The sequence below is a fragment of the Streptomyces solicamelliae genome (genome assembly GCF_045348655.1).
Taxonomy (GTDB): domain Bacteria; phylum Actinomycetota; class Actinomycetes; order Streptomycetales; family Streptomycetaceae; genus Streptomyces; species Streptomyces solicamelliae.
Genome location: NZ_CP160404.1, coordinates 2042005 through 2056952, shown reverse-complemented (window position 1 = coordinate 2056952; position 14948 = coordinate 2042005). Strand labels below are relative to the sequence as shown.

Annotated in this window: 15 protein-coding genes; 3 read left to right on the top strand and 12 right to left on the bottom strand. The window is 73.1% G+C overall.

Features of this window, described 5'->3' with window-relative positions:
- Positions 1-141 precede the first annotated feature (141 nt).
- The 3 genes from ABZO31_RS09520 to ABZO31_RS09510 are packed head-to-tail and all read right to left on the bottom strand — an operon-like array spanning position 142 to position 1572.
- On the bottom strand, positions 142-630 hold the full coding sequence (locus ABZO31_RS09520; RefSeq protein WP_406860676.1) for a GNAT family N-acetyltransferase: 489 nt from the start codon (positions 628-630) through the stop codon (positions 142-144).
- Positions 627-959, bottom strand: a complete 333-nt coding sequence (locus tag ABZO31_RS09515) for an antibiotic biosynthesis monooxygenase family protein (protein WP_406860675.1) — start codon at positions 957-959, stop codon at positions 627-629. The genes ABZO31_RS09520 and ABZO31_RS09515 overlap by 4 nt, the downstream gene beginning before the upstream one ends.
- 55 nt (positions 960-1014) lie before the next feature.
- Positions 1015-1572 carry a GNAT family N-acetyltransferase gene (locus ABZO31_RS09510; RefSeq protein ID WP_406860674.1) on the bottom strand — a complete coding sequence of 186 codons (558 nt, stop codon included), beginning with the start codon at positions 1570-1572 and terminating at the stop codon, positions 1015-1017.
- Between the two features lie 125 nt (positions 1573-1697).
- On the opposite strand from ABZO31_RS09510, the gene ABZO31_RS09505 reads away from it, so the two are divergent.
- Complete coding sequence (locus ABZO31_RS09505) at positions 1698-2771, top strand: serpin family protein (RefSeq protein WP_406860673.1); 1074 nt, start codon at positions 1698-1700, stop codon at positions 2769-2771.
- Between the two features lie 52 nt (positions 2772-2823).
- Here ABZO31_RS09505 and ABZO31_RS09500 read toward each other — a convergent pair whose 3' ends face one another.
- From ABZO31_RS09500 to ABZO31_RS09490, 3 genes are all read right to left on the bottom strand, one after another.
- The gene (locus ABZO31_RS09500; protein WP_406860672.1) at positions 2824-3492 is read right to left on the bottom strand and encodes an O-methyltransferase; all 669 of its coding nucleotides are present in this window, start codon (positions 3490-3492) and stop codon (positions 2824-2826) included.
- Positions 3489-4583, bottom strand: a complete 1095-nt coding sequence (locus tag ABZO31_RS09495) for a DUF2330 domain-containing protein (RefSeq protein ID WP_406865304.1) — start codon at positions 4581-4583, stop codon at positions 3489-3491. Before ABZO31_RS09495 ends, ABZO31_RS09500 begins: the two co-directional genes overlap by 4 nt.
- A gap of 84 nt (positions 4584-4667) precedes the next feature.
- Positions 4668-5918, bottom strand: a complete 1251-nt coding sequence (locus tag ABZO31_RS09490) for a cytochrome P450 (protein WP_406860671.1) — start codon at positions 5916-5918, stop codon at positions 4668-4670.
- A gap of 319 nt (positions 5919-6237) precedes the next feature.
- Between ABZO31_RS09490 and ABZO31_RS09485 the strand changes: the two genes are divergently transcribed.
- Complete coding sequence (locus ABZO31_RS09485; RefSeq protein ID WP_406860670.1) at positions 6238-7416, top strand: steroid 3-ketoacyl-CoA thiolase; 1179 nt, start codon at positions 6238-6240, stop codon at positions 7414-7416.
- Between the two features lie 89 nt (positions 7417-7505).
- On the opposite strand, the gene ABZO31_RS09480 is transcribed toward ABZO31_RS09485, so the two are convergent.
- The 6 genes from ABZO31_RS09480 to ABZO31_RS09455 form a co-directional block, all read right to left on the bottom strand.
- Positions 7506-7913, bottom strand: a complete 408-nt coding sequence (locus ABZO31_RS09480; RefSeq protein ID WP_406860669.1) for a transglycosylase SLT domain-containing protein — start codon at positions 7911-7913, stop codon at positions 7506-7508.
- Positions 7914-8222: 309 nt separating this feature from the next.
- On the bottom strand, positions 8223-9095 hold the full coding sequence (locus tag ABZO31_RS09475; RefSeq protein WP_406860668.1) for an ECF transporter S component: 873 nt from the start codon (positions 9093-9095) through the stop codon (positions 8223-8225).
- Positions 9092-10948, bottom strand: a complete 1857-nt coding sequence (locus tag ABZO31_RS09470) for an ABC transporter ATP-binding protein (RefSeq protein WP_406860667.1) — start codon at positions 10946-10948, stop codon at positions 9092-9094. Before ABZO31_RS09470 ends, ABZO31_RS09475 begins: the two co-directional genes overlap by 4 nt.
- Positions 10945-12042 carry an energy-coupling factor transporter transmembrane protein EcfT gene (locus ABZO31_RS09465; RefSeq protein ID WP_406860666.1) on the bottom strand — a complete coding sequence of 366 codons (1098 nt, stop codon included), beginning with the start codon at positions 12040-12042 and terminating at the stop codon, positions 10945-10947. The genes ABZO31_RS09470 and ABZO31_RS09465 overlap by 4 nt, the downstream gene beginning before the upstream one ends.
- A 13-nt stretch (positions 12043-12055) precedes the next feature.
- Positions 12056-12745, bottom strand: a complete 690-nt coding sequence (locus ABZO31_RS09460) for an SCO2322 family protein (RefSeq protein ID WP_406860665.1) — start codon at positions 12743-12745, stop codon at positions 12056-12058.
- The gene (locus tag ABZO31_RS09455; protein ID WP_406860664.1) at positions 12742-14004 is read right to left on the bottom strand and encodes a prenyltransferase/squalene oxidase repeat-containing protein; all 1263 of its coding nucleotides are present in this window, start codon (positions 14002-14004) and stop codon (positions 12742-12744) included. Before ABZO31_RS09455 ends, ABZO31_RS09460 begins: the two co-directional genes overlap by 4 nt.
- A 402-nt stretch (positions 14005-14406) precedes the next feature.
- Between ABZO31_RS09455 and ABZO31_RS09450 the strand changes: the two genes are divergently transcribed.
- Entirely contained in the window at positions 14407-14937 is a 531-nt protein-coding gene (locus ABZO31_RS09450) for a hypothetical protein (protein WP_406860663.1), read from the top strand.
- Positions 14938-14948 lie beyond the last annotated feature (11 nt).

Genomic DNA, 14948 nt, shown 5'->3' with positions numbered 1-14948 from the left:
CTGCCCCTCCGCAGGTCTTCCGCACTCAGGACATACGTATCCGGCCACTGTGTTCCCTCCCCTTGAACTGCCAGTGATTATGCAGCCCGCGGACGGCGGGGAGCGGCGGGGCCACCGCGTGGCGCGCCCGGAGTTCGGGGCTCAGAGTTCTCTGCCGTACCAGATGTCCATGTACGGGCCCTCGCAGTACGCCGGGATCTCCGCGTACCCGTGCCTCGTGTACAGCGCACGCGCCTCGACCAGGTCCAGGCGCGTGTTCAGGACCGCCCGGTGCGCCCCGAGCGCCCGGGCCGCGTCCTCCAGGCCGCGCAGCAGCAGCGCGGCGCCGCCCGAGCTGCGGTACGGCGGCCGGACGTACACCCGGGTCAGCTCGGCGCGCCCGGCGTCGAGGAGCAGTACCCCGCCGCAGGCCGCCGGTTCGCCGCCGTACCGGCCGACGAGGAACTGACCGGTCGGCGGGACGAGTTGCCCCACGCCGTCGTTCGTCAGGCCCTCGTCGATCTCGGCGGTGGTCGCGGGCCGCTTCCAGTACCGGCTCGCGACCTCGTCGTAGTAGTCCCGGCGCAGCGCGCTCGCGTCCGGCGTGTCGTACGCCTCGGGCGCGAACGCCCAGTCGGTCGTCACGGTCACTTGGGCGCGGCCTGCTGCACGACCTCGAAGGACCACAGCGTCGAACCGGTCGCCGCGGGCTTCGGACGCTCGGCCCCGCCCTCGCCGCCGGACGTGCCCTGGTGGGCGGCCTTCATGGAGCCGTTCATCCAGTTCTGGAAGTCCTCCTCGCTGCGCCAGCGCGTGTACACGAGGTACTGGTCGGTGCCCTCCAGGGGCCGCAGCAGCTCGAACCACTCGAAGCCGTCGGAGCCCTCCACGGCACCGGCCCGGGAGGCGAAGCGCTGCTCCAGGACCTCGCGCTGCTCGGCCGGGACGGTCAGGACGTTGATCTTCACCACGCTGGGCACGGGACACCTCTCAGAAAAGCTCGACCATGTGCCTGCAGTCTCCTACATCCCTCCGTCAAGGCGTGGTGAAGACGGGTCCGCCCGCGGACCACGAGCCGAACCACTGCGCGGCTCCGTACTCCTCGAACCGCTCCACCTCGGTGAACCCGAGCCGCGTCGCGAGGCGCATCGCGCGGCCGTTGGCGGTCTGCGTGCAGAGCACCACCGGCTCGCCGGGCAGCGCGCCGGCGAACCAGCCGAGTACCGCCGTGCAGGCCTCGGTCGCGTACCCGTGTCCCCACGCCTCCGGCAGGAACAGGTAGCCGAGTTCCGCCTCCCCGCCCTCGGGACGGACATGGCCCGGACGCTCCGGGGCGCGTCGGTCGAGCGTGATCATGCCGATCATCGCCCCGTCGCGTTCGGCCACGAAGAGGCCGTGGCGCCGCCCGGGGACCTCGGGCACCGCGCGTTCGAGCTCCTCGCGCGGCCGGGAGCCGCCGACGTGGACGCCCACCTCCGGCGAGGCGAACAGCTCGATGAACGCCGCACGGTCGCGGGCCTCCGACGCGCGGAGCACCAGCCGTTCGGTGCTGATCGGGGCGGGGGGCCAGGGGGCGGGGGAGGGTTCGGTCACGGTCGGCAACGTTATGCCCGATGATGAGCAACAGCCAGGGACGGACTGCTTCTTGGCTTGCTCACGATGCTCAAGCGGCTCACGAGGACCAAGTTGCTCACGATGCTCGGGAAGGCAGGCGGGACATGACCGTTGCGGAGACGGGGCTTCCGGTGGACGCCGTCCGGGCGGTCGCGGCGCGTTGGCTGCCGCGGCTCGGGGACGACGACTTCGTCTGCTCGCCCGCCGGGCTGTGGCTGGCACTCGGCGCGGTCGCCGCCGGTGCGGGCGGGGGCACGGCGAAGGAGCTGGGCGCGCTGCTGGGCGTGCCGGGCGAGGAGGCCGCCGGGGCGGTGACCGGGCTCGGCCGGGCGCTGGGCGCGGGCGGGGCGGTGGCCGTGGCGACCGGGGTGTGGAGCAGGGTGCCGGTGCACGCGGCGTACCGGGAGGCGCTGCCGGAGGTCGGGTTCGGGGCGCTGGAGGGGCAGGAGCCCGTCGACGCGTGGGTGCGGGAGGCGACGGGCGGGCTCATCGAGCGGCTGCCGCTGAGCCTCGGCCCCGGGGCCGCGCTCGTGCTGGTGAACGCGCTCGCCCTGAAGGCCGTCTGGCAGGCGCGGTTCGATCCCGCGCACACACGCCCCGAGCCGTTCACCGACGGGTACGGCGACACCGCCTCCGTACCCACCATGCACCGGCTGCTGCCCGGCTCGTGGGCCTGGCGGGTCGGCGCGGCGACCGTGGTGGACCTGCCCTGCGAGGGCCCCGTACGGGTGCGGCTCGTGCTCGGCGAGGAGCGGGACGGGCCGGAGGTCCTGCCCGCGGCCTGGGCGGAGCCGGAGCGGCGCACCCCGCTCGACGCCGACGGCGTCGAACTCGCGCTGCCGCGCTTCTCCGTCCGCACGACCGTCGACGTGCACGCCCAGCTCGCGGCACTCGGCGTCACCGAGGCGACCGACCCGGAGCGGGCCGACTTCTCGGGCCTGTCCCCGCAGCCCCTGTATGTCTCGGACGCCGCCCAGGAGGCGTATGTGCGGGTCGCCGAGGAGGGCGTGGAGGCGGCGGCCGTGACCGCGGTCGTCATGACCCGCGGCGCGGCGGCCCCCCGGCTCCGCCGGGTCGAACGCGTCGCCTTCGACCGGCCCTTCGGCTTCGCCGTGCTGGACGCCGCCGGCGAACTCCCGATCTTCGCCGGCTGGCGGTCCAGCGCGCCCGGGGGGTGACCAGGCGACCGCGCGGTCAACCGGTGGCCGGGCGCGCCCCGGCAACCCGTGACTAGGCGACCACGCGGGCGATCAGCAGGCCGTCGTAGCCCTTGACGCCGACCGTCTGGACCGCGGTCGCGTCGAGGCGCGGCTCGCGGGCGACCAGGTCGAACATCTCGCGGGTGCCGGTGACGGCCGGGTCGTCCGGGTTCGCCGTGGCGACCTTGCCCTCGCGGACCACGTTGTCCACGACGATCAGGCTGCCGGGACGGGAGAGCTTCAGGGCCCAGGACACGTAGTGCGGGTTGTTGACCTTGTCCGCGTCGATGAACGTGAGGTCGAACGGGCCCACGCCCTCCGCCTCCAGCTGCGGCAGGGTGTCCAGGGCCGCGCCGGTCCGGACCTCGACGACCTTGTCCAGACCGGCCCGCGCGATATTGGCGCGGGCCACGTCGGCGTTGCCCGGGTTGTACTCGAGGCTGATCAGCCGGCCGTCCGCGGGCAGCGCCCGGGCCAGCCAGATGGTGCTGTACCCGCCCAGGGTGCCGATCTCCAGGATGTTCCGCGCGCCCAGCGTCGCGGCCAGGAGGTTCAGCAGCTTGCCCTGGTTGGGCGCCACCGCGATCTCGGGCAGCCCGGCCGCCGTGCTGTCGGCCAGCGCGGCGGTCAGGGCCTCGTCGGCGGGGGCGAGACGATCGGTCAAGTATCCGTCTACGGCAGTCCATTGATCTTGGGTCATGCCGTCGAACGTACCTCAGCGCTCCGTCGCCGCACCCGTACCGCCACGACCGCTCCGGCCGCCGCCGCGGCAAGTACGCCGCCCACCGTGAGCAGCCAGACCGGGATGTCGTCACCGACGGTCATCAGACGGTCCGTGTAGTACACCTCGCGGTACGGGGTGTCGGTGTCGGCCACGCGCAGCAGGTGGTCGCTGTTGATCCGCGAGGGCGTCGGGAACCTGTGGGTGATCTCCGTCAGGTACGCCGGCTTGTTGTCCGTGAGCGCCGCCACCGGGCCCTCCGGGGTCGTGATCCGGCCGGCGAAGGCCACCTCCGGCGTGTCGCCGCCCAGGTCCGACTGCGGCTCCATGCGGTGGTCGGCGAGGACGAAGAGCCGCAGCGACTGCGGGGTCTTGGCGAGCTTGGACAGCCGCATCGGGTAGACGAGTTCGTGCGTGGCGAAGCGGATCTTCAGCGGGTCGAGCTCGCCGGACAGCTTCTTGCCCTGCTCCTCGGGAGCGAGCTTGACCGCGACGTACTCCCACTTCAGCGCGACGTACGGGCGGAGCGCGTCCCTCAGTCCGTCGGAGAGTTCGAAACCGTTCTTCTTCAGCCAGTCGCTCAGCGCCGTGGGGTCGGTCGCGGTCAGCCGCGCCACGTCGAACGGGCCGAGGCGTTCCTGCCCCACCACGCCGACGCCCCCGTCGGTCGCGCCGGGCAGGGGGGCCGCCGCGCCCGCGCCGTCGACGTCCGCGAACGGCCAGTCGCCGCCCCGCGGCCAGAAGTAGTACCGGTCCTTCTCCTCGGGCCTGGTCAGCCACTCCAGGTCGTCGAAGAGCCGCGGATCGCCGAGCTCCACGTCCGCCCGGGAGGGCACCGGCATGATCCACGCGGCCCGTTCGGCGTCGCCCTGCACGGTGAAGCGCATGACGATCTGCTCGGTACGGCCGTTGAAACGTACCGCCGAGGTCTCCTGGTCCACGCCGATCCGCTGGTTGCGGTCGGGCACCATGGCGCCGCAGCCGCAGGCGTACGCCGGAGAGATCAGCGAGCCGAGCTGCAGCGCCAGGATGGCGAACACCAGGGTGAGGATTCTTTGTCTGCCCCGCATCATGGGGTGTGAGACTACCGATCGGAGCAATCGGTTCCGGCCACGGGCGGTCCGAATCGATCAGGCCGTCGGATCGGACATCGATCAAGTCGTCGGGATGCGGACCTGGAGCTCCTTGATCCCGTTGAGCCAGGCCGCGCGCAGCCGGCGCGGCTCGCCCGCCAGGGCCAGGTCCGGCAGTTCGTCGGCGAGGGCGTTGAAGATCAGCTCGATCTCGTGGATCGCCAGCGACTTGCCGAGGCAGAAGTGCGGTCCGCCGCCGCCGAACCCGAGGTGCGGGTTGGGGTCGCGGGTGATGTCGAAGACCTCGGGGTTCTCGAAGACCTCGGGGTCGTTGTTGGCGGAGGAGTAGAACAGGCCGACCCGGTCCCCTTGTCCGATCTTCTGCCCGCCGAGCTCGGTGTCCTGGGTCGCGGTGCGCTGGAAGGAGACCACGGGCGTGGCCCAGCGGACGATCTCCTCGGCGGCGGTGGCCGGCCGGTCCCGCTTGAACAGTTCCCACTGGTCGGGGTGGGTGAGGAAGGCGTGCATGCCGTGGCTGATGGCGTTGCGCGTGGTCTCGTTCCCGGCCACCGCGAGGAGCAGCACGAAGAAGCCGAACTCGTCGGTGGAGAGGTTGCCCTGGCCCTCCGCGGCGACCAGCTGGGTCACGATGTCCTTCGCCGGGCACTCCTTGCGCGCCGCTGCCATGTTCATCGCGTAGCCGATGAGCTCCATGGCGGCCTCGGCGCCGATCTCCTCGGTGATCGCGTACTCGGGGTCGTCGTAGGCGATCATCTTGTTCGACCAGTCGAAGATCCGTGAGCGGTCCTCCTGGGGGACGCCGATGAGCTCGGCGATGGCCTGGAGCGGGAGTTCCACGGCGACCCGGGTGACGAAGTCGAAGGAGCCGTCGGCCGCCGCGTTTCGCTTCGCCTCGGCGACGATCGTGCGGGCGCGTTCGCGCAGGGTCGCCTCCAGGGTGCGGATCGCCCGGGGGGTGAAGCCGCGCTGGATGATCTGGCGGACGCGGGTGTGCTCGGGCGGGTCCATGTTGAGCATGATCAGCCGCTGGGCCTCGATCTGGTCGCGGTTGATGTGCTCGTTGAAGCGGATGACCGCGGTGTTCTCGGTGGAGGAGAACAACTCGGGGTGGGTGGAGACGTACTTGACGTCGGAGTGCCGGGTGACGGCCCAGTACCCCTCGTCGTCGAAGCCGGTGATCCCGCGCGGCTGCGGGCACCACCAGACGGGCGCGGTCTGCCGCAGGGTCGCGAACTCCGGGAAGGGGACACGGCTCTGGAGCAGGTCGGGGTCGGTGGCGTCGAACCCTTCGGGGAGGTGGGGGCAGAGCATCGCGGGCACCCTCCATGTCTGATGGCCCGTCAGAAGTTTCGGGAAAGGTAGTAACGAGTTCTACAAGTCGCAAGGGCAACGGCGGGAACTGTTGCGGGAGGCGGGGGCGGGGTGAGGCGAACTGGTGTGCGCCGGTGCGGATCTATGCGCGTTGCTGCACGTCGGGCCGTGCAAGGGTTGTGCACGACCCTTGCGTACCCGGGGTAGCAGTCATAAGACTGCTCGGAGAACTAGAACACGTACTAGTTCCTCGGTGGGGCGCCGGGACGCCCGCCGGAGCGCACGGAACCGCATGCGAGTGCGAGGAGAGGACGAGCTCATGGCCGCGGAACCCGTCATCGTCGAAGCCGTACGCACCCCCATCGGCAAGCGCGGAGGCGCGCTCGCCAATCTGCACCCCGCCTACCTCCTGGGCGAGACCTACCGTGAACTCCTCGGCCGCACCGCCATCCAGCCCGACTGCGTCGAGCAGATCGTCGGCGGCACGGTCACCCACGCCGGTGAGCAGTCCATGAACCCGGCGCGCAACGCGTGGCTCGCGATGGGGCTGCCGTACGAGACCGCCGCCACGACCGTCGACTGCCAGTGCGGCTCCTCGCAGCAGGCGAGCCACATGGTCGCGAACATGATCGCGGCGGGGGTGGTGGACGTCGGTATCTCGTGCGGCGTCGAGGCGATGTCGCGGGTGCCGCTGGGTTCCGGTTCCAAGCACGGGCCGGGCAAGCCGTTCCCCGACGAGTGGAACGTGGACCTGCCCAACCAGTTCGAGGCCGCCGAGCGCATCGCCCGCCGGCGCGGCCTCACGCGCGAGCGCGTCGACTCGCTCGGGCTGCTCTCCCAGGAGCGGGCGGCGATCGCCTGGTCCGAGGAGCGCTTCAAGCGGGAGACCTTCGCGGTGCAGGTCCCGACCACGGAGGAGGAGCAGGCCGCCGGGCAGGGCATGTGGCGGCTCGTCGACCGGGACGAGGGGCTGCGGGACACCTCGATGGAGGCGCTGGCGGGCCTGAAGCCGGTCATGCCGACCGCGGTGCACACGGCGGGCAACTCCTCGCAGATCTCCGACGGCGCGTCCGCGATCCTGTGGGCCTCCAAGCGGATGGCCCGCGCGCTGAAACTGAGGCCGCGCGCCCGGATCGTCGCCCAGGCGCTGGTCGGCGCGGACCCGCACTACCACCTGGACGGCCCGATCGACGCGACGCGGGCGGTGCTGGGCAAGGCGGGGATGTCACTGCGGGACATCGACCTGGTGGAGATCAACGAGGCGTTCGCCTCGGTGGTGCTGAGCTGGGCGCAGGAGTTCGCCGCGGACCTGGACGGCCTGGAGAAGGTCAACGTCAACGGCGGTGCGATCGCGCTGGGGCACCCGGTCGGCGCGACCGGGGCGCGGCTGATCACGACGGCGCTGCACGAGCTGGAGCGGCGGGACAAGGAATTCGCGCTGATCACGATGTGCGCGGGCGGGGCGCTGGCGACGGGCACCATCATCCAGCGGCTGTAGGGGCCGGGACCGGGTACGCCGCAGGCCCCGCCTCCTTCGAAAGGAGGCGGGGCCTTGCGGTCGCGTCGTGGGGCCGGGAGCCGGGGCTCTTAGTACCAGCCGTTGGCCTGCCAGAACGCCCAGGCGCCGTTCGGGGAGCCGTAGCGCTCGTTCATGTAGTTCAGGCCCCACTTGATCTGGGTGGCCGGGTTCGTCTTCCAGTCGGAGCCCGCCGAGGCCATCTTGTTGGCCGGCAGGGCCTGGACCAGGCCGTACGCGCCGCTGGAGGCGTTGGTGGCCTTGGGGTTCCAACCCGACTCGTGCTCCACGATCTTGCTGAAGGACGCGAACTGAGCGGCCGGGACGATCTGCTTGGCGATCGCCTTCGCGTCGGTGGGAGCGGCGGAAGCCGAGGCCGTCGTACCGAGGACCGCACCCGAGGCGCTCAGCAGCACGGCTGCGGAGACGGCGAGGGTCTTCTTGCGGGAAGCGGCACGGGTGGCGATGGAGCGGAACAAAGCGCGACCTAACGTCGGGGACAAGGGCTGTCGCCAGGCGTTTCAGGCAAGCCGGAACCAGAGCCCGGAGCTCCGGGAACTGGAGGAAGTGGCCTGTCCGAGGCGCTGCGCTGGAGTGCGCTGCTGCCCGGCGACGACTCCAGAGAAGCAGGGTCGGGAAGGGCTGGCAACGACCCCCGTGTACGAGGCGGGTTCGGAGGTGGGGGGTGGGGGAGGCGTGCCGAAATGTCGGTAATGAGGGTGGCTGGGCCGGTGATGTCGGGGTCTGGCGCGGTCTGGGCGGGGTCTGTCGAAGGGGGCCGCGGCCTACTACTCCGGGTCGAATGTGACCTGGGTCCTGTGGGGCGCCTCACCGTGCGGGGAGGGTTCGGGGGCCTCGAATGTGACCTGGGCCTCGAAGTTCGCGCGTCGGGTGGCCCGGCGGAGGGCCTTCAGGAGGGGTCCGCCGACCGTGAGGGTGAGGACGGCGGTGAGGGTGGCGCGGCCGAGGTCCCAGCCGAGGGAGGTCGTCACGTAGTAGACCGCGAAGCGCAGCAGGTTCTCGTGGACCGGGGCACCGGGCTCGAAGGACGCGCCCGAGCCCAGGCCGGTCACGATGGGCCAGCCCTGGAGGTTCATGACCGCGCCGTACGCGAACGAGGCGAGGAAGCCGTAGGCGGCGAGGAGGGGGAGCTCGGTGCGGGCGCGGCCGGGCGTGCGGGAGCGGGGCAGGAGGCCCGCGCCCATGGCGAACCAGGCCATGGAGAGCATCTGGAACGGCATCCAGGGACCGACACCGCCGGTGAGCAGGGCGGACGCGAACATCGTGACCGAGCCGAGGACGAAGCCGAAGCCGGGGCCGAGGACGCGGCCGCTGAGCACCATGAGGAAGAACATCGGCTCCAGGCCGGCCGTGCCCGCGCCCAGGGGGCGCAGCGCGGCGCCCACCGCGGCGAGTACGCCCAGCATGGCGACGGCCTTGGCGTCCATGCCGGACTCGGAGACCGTCGCGATGACGACGGCGACGAGGAGCGGGAGCAGGGCGGCGAAGAGCCACGGGGCGTCGGCGGCGTGATCGGTGACGGCGGAGTCGGCGTCGGCGAGGAGGGGCCAGCCGAAGGCCATGAGGCCGAGGACGGAGATCAGGCCGATGGCGGCGGAGGCGCGGGGGCCGAGCCGCAGAGGGTTACCGGTCGTGCTCACCCTTCCAGTGCCTCCCTGACCTGGGCCACGGTGAGCCAGGGCTCCGGGGCGAGGATCTTGGCGACCTGCGGGGCGAAGGCGGGGGAGGAGACCACGACCTCGGCGGTCGGGCCGTCGGCGACGACCTCGCCCCCGGCGAGGATCACCACGCGGTGGGCGAGCTCGGCGGCGAGCTCCACGTCGTGCGTGGCGAGCACGATGGCGTGGCCGTCGGCGGCGAGGCCGCGCAGGACCTCGACCAGGCGGGCCTTGGCGGCGTAGTCGAGACCGCGGGTCGGCTCGTCGAGGAGCAGGAGTGGGGGCCGGGCGGTCAGGACGACGGCGAGCGCGAGGGCGAGGCGCTGGCCCTCGGACAGGTCGCGGGGGTGGATGTCGTCGGCGACGCCGGGGAGCAGGGCGGTGACGAGGGCGCGGCAGGTACCGGGGGCGGCGGCCGCGTCGGAGTCGGCGGCGGCGCACTCGGCTTCGACGGTGTCCGCGTAGAGGAGGTCGCGGGGGTCCTGGGGGACGAGGCCCACGTGGCGGATCAGCTCGCGGGGGTCACTGCGGTGGGGGGTGTGACCTGCGACGACGACCTCGCCGGAGGTCGGCACGACCATGCCGACGAGGCTCCCGAGCAGGGTCGACTTGCCGGCGCCGTTGCGCCCCATGAGCGCGACGGTCTCACCGGCCCGCACGGCCAGGTCGACGCGCCGCAGCGCCTCGACGCGGCCACGGCGGACGTCGAGCCGCCGGACGTCGACGAGCGCGGCGTGGGGCGTGGCGGATTCGGTCGGCCGCGGTCGCCGCCGCCGGAACGCGAGAAGTCCCCCACCCCACCCCCTCCCGAAACCCTGCCGGGGGCTGGGGGCGGCGGGGGTACGGGCTGCGCCCGTGACCTCGGGCACGTGCGTGCCCACGTGCGCGGGCGTGGCCTGCGGCCCGCCGGCCACGCCCGCGCCTGCGGGCTGCTGCGGCGGCGCCGCGGTCGCGGTCCGGGGCGGAGCCCCGGTTCGGGAAGGGGCGGGGTGGGGGAGACGCCCCGCAGGGGCCGTCCGGCTTGCCAGCCTCTCCCGGAGCTGCCCCGCTCGGCGGCGGGCGTTGCGGACGGTCAAGGGGAGCGGGTGCCAGTCGGCCAGGTGGGAGAGGGCTACGACCGGGGGGTGGACGGGGGAGATCGTCATGATCTCTTCCGGGGGGCCCAGGCGGGCGGGTTCGGCTCCGCCCGTCAGGAGGAGGACCTGGTCCGCGTACTGGATCACGCGTTCCAGGCGGTGCTCGGCCATCAGGACCGTCGTGCCCAGGTCGTGCACCAGGCGCTGCAGGACCGCGAGGACCTCCTCCGCCGCCGCAGGGTCCAGCGCGGACGTCGGTTCGTCCAGGACCAGGACCTTCGGGTGCGTCGTCAGGACCGAGCCGATCGCCACCCGCTGCTGCTGGCCGCCCGAGAGGGTGGCGATCGGGCGGTTGCGGAGGTCCGCGAGGCCCAGCAGGTCCAGGGTCTCCTCCACCCTGCGACGCATCACCGCAGGCGCCAGGCCCAGGCTCTCCATGCCGTACGCCAGCTCGTCCTCGACCGTGTCCGTGACGAAGTGCGCCCGCGGGTCCTGGCCCACCGTGCCCACCACGTCCGCCAGCTCCCGCGGCTTGTGCGTGCGGGTGTCCCGGCCCGCCACCGTCACCCGGCCCGTCAGCGTGCCGCCGGTGAAGTGGGGGACCAGGCCCGAGACCGTGCCCAGCAGGGTCGATTTGCCGGTGCCCGACTCGCCCACCAGGAGGACCAGTTCGCCCTCCGGGATCGTCAGGTTCAGAGCCGTCAGGGTCGGAGCCGGTGCCGCCTCGTACCTCACCGACACGTTCTCGAAGTTGATCATGTGTTCTCCTTCGGGACCGGCGCCAGCCATGCCGGTGCCAAGCCCATCAGCACCGCCGCCGCCGGCCACACCGGCAGCTCCGGTGCCACCAGCGGAACGACCCCGGGGTGCAGCGCCTCGTACGCCGAGCCGTTCGCCGCGATCATCGCCACGGCCACCGCCACGCCCGACCCCGCGACCAGCCACGCCCGCACCCCCCACCGGTCCGGCCGGTACCGGGTGCGCGCCGCGCGCCGGCCGCCCAGCCGCAGGCCCGCGACCGCCGCCGCGAGGCCCACGCCGAGCAGCGGCAGCCCGTAGCCCGCGCCCTGTGCCGCCAGCAGGCCGTACGTCCCCGCGCACACCCCGAGCAGCCCGCCCAGCGTCAGCACGTTCGTCGTCCGCCGGACCCCGTCCGGCACCCGCGCCGTACGGCCGTACCCCCGCGCGTCCATCGACGCCGCCACCGCGATCGACCGCTCCAGCGCGCCCTCGAGCACCGGCAGCCCGATCTGCAGCACCGCCCGCACGCCCCCCGTCGGCCGGCCCCGCAGCCGTCGCGCCGTCCGCAGCCGCGCCACGTCCGCCACCATGTTCGGCGCGAACGTCATCGCCACCACCACCGCGACCCCCGCCTCGTACAGCGCCCCCGGCAGCGACTTCAGCAGCCGCGCCGGGTTCGCCAGCGCGTTCGCCGCGCCCACGCAGATCAGCAGTGCCGCCAGCTTCGCGCCCTCGTAGAGGGAGAAGACCAATTCCTCGACCGTCACCCGTCCCCCCAGCCGAACCCCCTGCGCCCACTCGGGGAGGGGGAGTTCGGGGAGGGTCAGAAGTGTCGTCGTGCCCGGCACGGAGCTGCCCAGGACCAGCGTGAACAGCGTCCGTACCGCCACCACGAACAACGCCAGCTTCACGAACGCCCCGTACGACCGCGCCCACGGTGCGTCCGTGCGCCGCGCCGCCACCACGTAGCCGGCCACTCCGACGATCAGTCCGAGCAGCAGCGGGTTCGTCGTGCGCGAGGCGGCCGTCGCCAGACCCAGCGCCCACAGCCACCACGCCCCGGCGTGCAGGGCGTTGGAGCGGGTCGCCTCGGGGGCGGTCAGGGAGCGCACGAGGGGAGCGCGGTCAGCCGTCGCGCCGGCGCCGGCGGCTCGTCTGCCACCAGCCCGCCGCGCCCAGGGCCACGACCGCCGCCACGCCCGCGACGAGCCCCAGCGACGGCCCGCCGCCCGACCCCTCGGAAGCGGAAGCAGAAGCCGAATCCGAAGCCGAGTCAGGCTTCGGCTTCGCCTCCGCCGCGCCCTCCTTCGACACGTCCACCTGCTCGCCGCAGCCGGTCCCCGGGTACCCCGAGATCCCGCACAGCAGCGCCTCGCTGTTGTACCGCAGCGGCTTCGCCACCGCCGCCAGCGCCTCCGCGCTCGTGCCGTCCGTGCCGATCTGCGCGCAGGCCGCGCGCTGCTGCGGCGGGGTCTCGCCCGCCGGGGCGTGCTCGGGCGTGCCGAAGTCGACGACGACCGCGACACGCTTCGTGCCCGCCTTCGCCGGCGTGTCCGCGCAGATCTTCGCGAAGTCGGGGGCCGTACGCGGCTTCGCCGAGTCCGACGAGTCGGCGCTGACCGCGAAGCGGAAGCCGTTGACCGCGCCGTCCGCGGGGCGCGCGGTCGCCGGGCCCTGCGTGGCGTACGTCCACGCGCCCGCGGCGCTCTCCCAGAACGACCAGTAGCGGTAACCGGCCGCCTGAGCGGGCGAGGCGGCGCAGAACAGGGTCAGGAGCAGTGCGGCCACCACACCGCTGGCGTAACCGCGCCTCACTTCTTGCGACCGCTCAGCAGGAAGCCGATCCCGACGCCGACGACCGTGCCGATGCCGATGATCCACCACACGTTGAACGAGCTCTCGTCCTCCGCGTGGTTCCCGGTCGTCTCCGGGCCCTGCGGCGCCGGGCCGGTCGCGTTCAGCGCCTCGACCAGGTCCGTGTGGCCGAACTTGTGCGGGTCCGCGCCCATCGCCTTCGCGGCGAAGATGAGCTGCGCGTACGCGGCCGGGCCGCTGGTCTTTGCCCAGGCCGGGGCGTTCTGCTCCAGCCAGGCCAGGGCGCCCGCCGCCTCCTTGGTGTGGCCGGACGCGCCAAGCGCGACGACCGCGTCCGCGGTGTTGCCGAAGTCCGGCTGCGGCGTCGTGTCCGCCGCGCCGGGCATCGGCGGGGCGTTGAGGTGACCGGTCTTGGCGAGCGCGGCCGCCAGGTACGAGGCGCCGTTCAGCGCGGCCCGGTCCACGGTCTGCGGGGTCTTGTCCTCGCAGCTCGGGTTCTGCTGCGGCTTCACGTTGCCCGCGAGGATGCCCTTGCCGAGACCGGCGAGCGCGGCGGCGGCCGTCGCGTCGGCGTTCGCGTACAGCTTGCCGGTCTTGTCCGGCTGGTACGCGAACGCGCCCGGGCCGGACGTGTCGGCGCACGGGATCGCGAAGCCGAGCAGCGCGTCGTACGGGGTCTTGCCGGTCTTCGACGTCACGTCGCCCGGCTTCTCGCCGACCGCGGCGAACGCGCCGACGACGATCGAGGTGGAGTTGGCGTCGCTCGGGCTGCCGGGGCTGTAGCCCCAGCCGCCGTCCGCGTTCTGCACGCCCTTCAGCCAGTTCACGGCCGACTTGAACGCGACGGTCACCGGGTCGCTCGGCTTGCCCTTGACCGCCGGCTGCCGCTCGGTGCCGGCCAGGGCCTGGAGCGCGACGGCGGTCGCGTTGGTGTCCAGGAGCGTCTTCGGGTCGCAGGTCTTCGACGGGTCCGGGCGGTACGAGGCGAACGCGCCGCTGTCGCACTGCTGGGCCATCAGCCAGTCGACGGCAGGGCGGGCGGGCTCGATGCCGACCGAGTGCTGGGCGATGAAGGCGAGCGACTGCCGCCAGACACCGTCGTACGTGGGGTCGCCCGTGCCGTACAGGCCCTTCGGGAGGGCCGGGGACGGAGCGGGCGAGGGCGCGGCGGCCGCGACGGGGGCGGCGAGCCCGGCGCCCGCGGTGCAGAGCACGGCGGTGGCGGCGAGCGCCGCGGCGGCGCGGCGGACGGTGGTCATGCGGGCGGGGGCCTCTCCCTGCGGGGGGCCGGGCGCCGGCACGTTTCGGGCACCAGGCTCGGCTCCGTACTCCTCGACGGTGCCGGCGGTCACGTCCCGGACGGGGCATTCCGACTCGCCGCCCCTGGGGCGGCTCACGGATCGGGGTCTCCCCTGCTCGAGCGAAGTCGAGAGCTTGGGGAAGGGTCAGTGCCGGACTTGCACCGGCTTCCCCCCGTTCGGGCATGAGGACGACTCGCACACTCTACCGGCAGGTACTCCGCCCGCAGCGGGGGTGCGAGCGGCCTCACACCGGCCCCTGGCGCGCCCGTGCCGGGGCGCCGCCGCTGTGCCATGCTGACTGCCTGTCCGGACACGAGGGCGGCGGACGATCCTGGGACGGGGTGCGAGGTGCGGCAGGCGTTGACCGGGGACGACCCGGGCCGCGGCGCGTCCGGCAGCTCCGAGGACGCCGTCCGTGCCCTCCGCTCCGGTATGGGGCAGCCGCTGCACGGGCTGTGGTTCCTCGTGCCGATGCTCGCCTATCTCCTCGGCGGGGTGCAGCTCATGGACTGGGCCGAGCACTGGCCGGACCCGGTCGACCAGAAGGGCGGGCTGTACCGCTGGGCCCTCGGCGAATCGTGGCGGCTCCCGGCGACGCTGCTGCTCGTCGCGGCGCTGGCCTGGCTCCAGTGGTACCGCGGACGGCTGTCGACCGCGTCCGTGGTGCGGACGCGGCTGTGGTCGGCGGCGGTCGGGGTGTACTGGATCGGGCTCTGCGCCGCGCTCGTGCTGCACGTGATCTGGTTCTGGGCCGTGTACCAGGGCATCGACCACGGCAGGACCGCCGGCGAACCCGTCCTCACCTGGCTCACCGTCCCCGTGCTGCTCCTCGGCGTCGGCGTCGTCCCGGTCGTCACCACCGCGTCCGCGATCCGCATCGTCAAGGCCTGAACCGTCGAGGC

What these genes read in the sequence shown, in the direction of transcription:
- ABZO31_RS09505 (WP_406860673.1), top strand. Translation starts at nt 1,698, where the DNA reads ATGACCGTTGCGGAGACGGGGCTTCCGGTGGACGCCGTCCGGGCGGTC.
- ABZO31_RS09485 (WP_406860670.1), top strand. Translation starts at nt 6,238, where the DNA reads ATGGCCGCGGAACCCGTCATCGTCGAAGCCGTACGCACCCCCATCGGC.
- ABZO31_RS09495 (WP_406865304.1), bottom strand. Translation starts at nt 4,583, where the DNA reads ATGCGGGGCAGACAAAGAATCCTCACCCTGGTGTTCGCCATCCTGGCG.
- ABZO31_RS09490 (WP_406860671.1), bottom strand. Translation starts at nt 5,918, where the DNA reads ATGCTCTGCCCCCACCTCCCCGAAGGGTTCGACGCCACCGACCCCGAC.
- ABZO31_RS09470 (WP_406860667.1), bottom strand. Translation starts at nt 10,948, where the DNA reads ATGATCAACTTCGAGAACGTGTCGGTGAGGTACGAGGCGGCACCGGCT.
- ABZO31_RS09455 (WP_406860664.1), bottom strand. Translation starts at nt 14,004, where the DNA reads ATGACCACCGTCCGCCGCGCCGCCGCGGCGCTCGCCGCCACCGCCGTG.
- ABZO31_RS09500 (WP_406860672.1), bottom strand. Translation starts at nt 3,492, where the DNA reads ATGACCCAAGATCAATGGACTGCCGTAGACGGATACTTGACCGATCGT.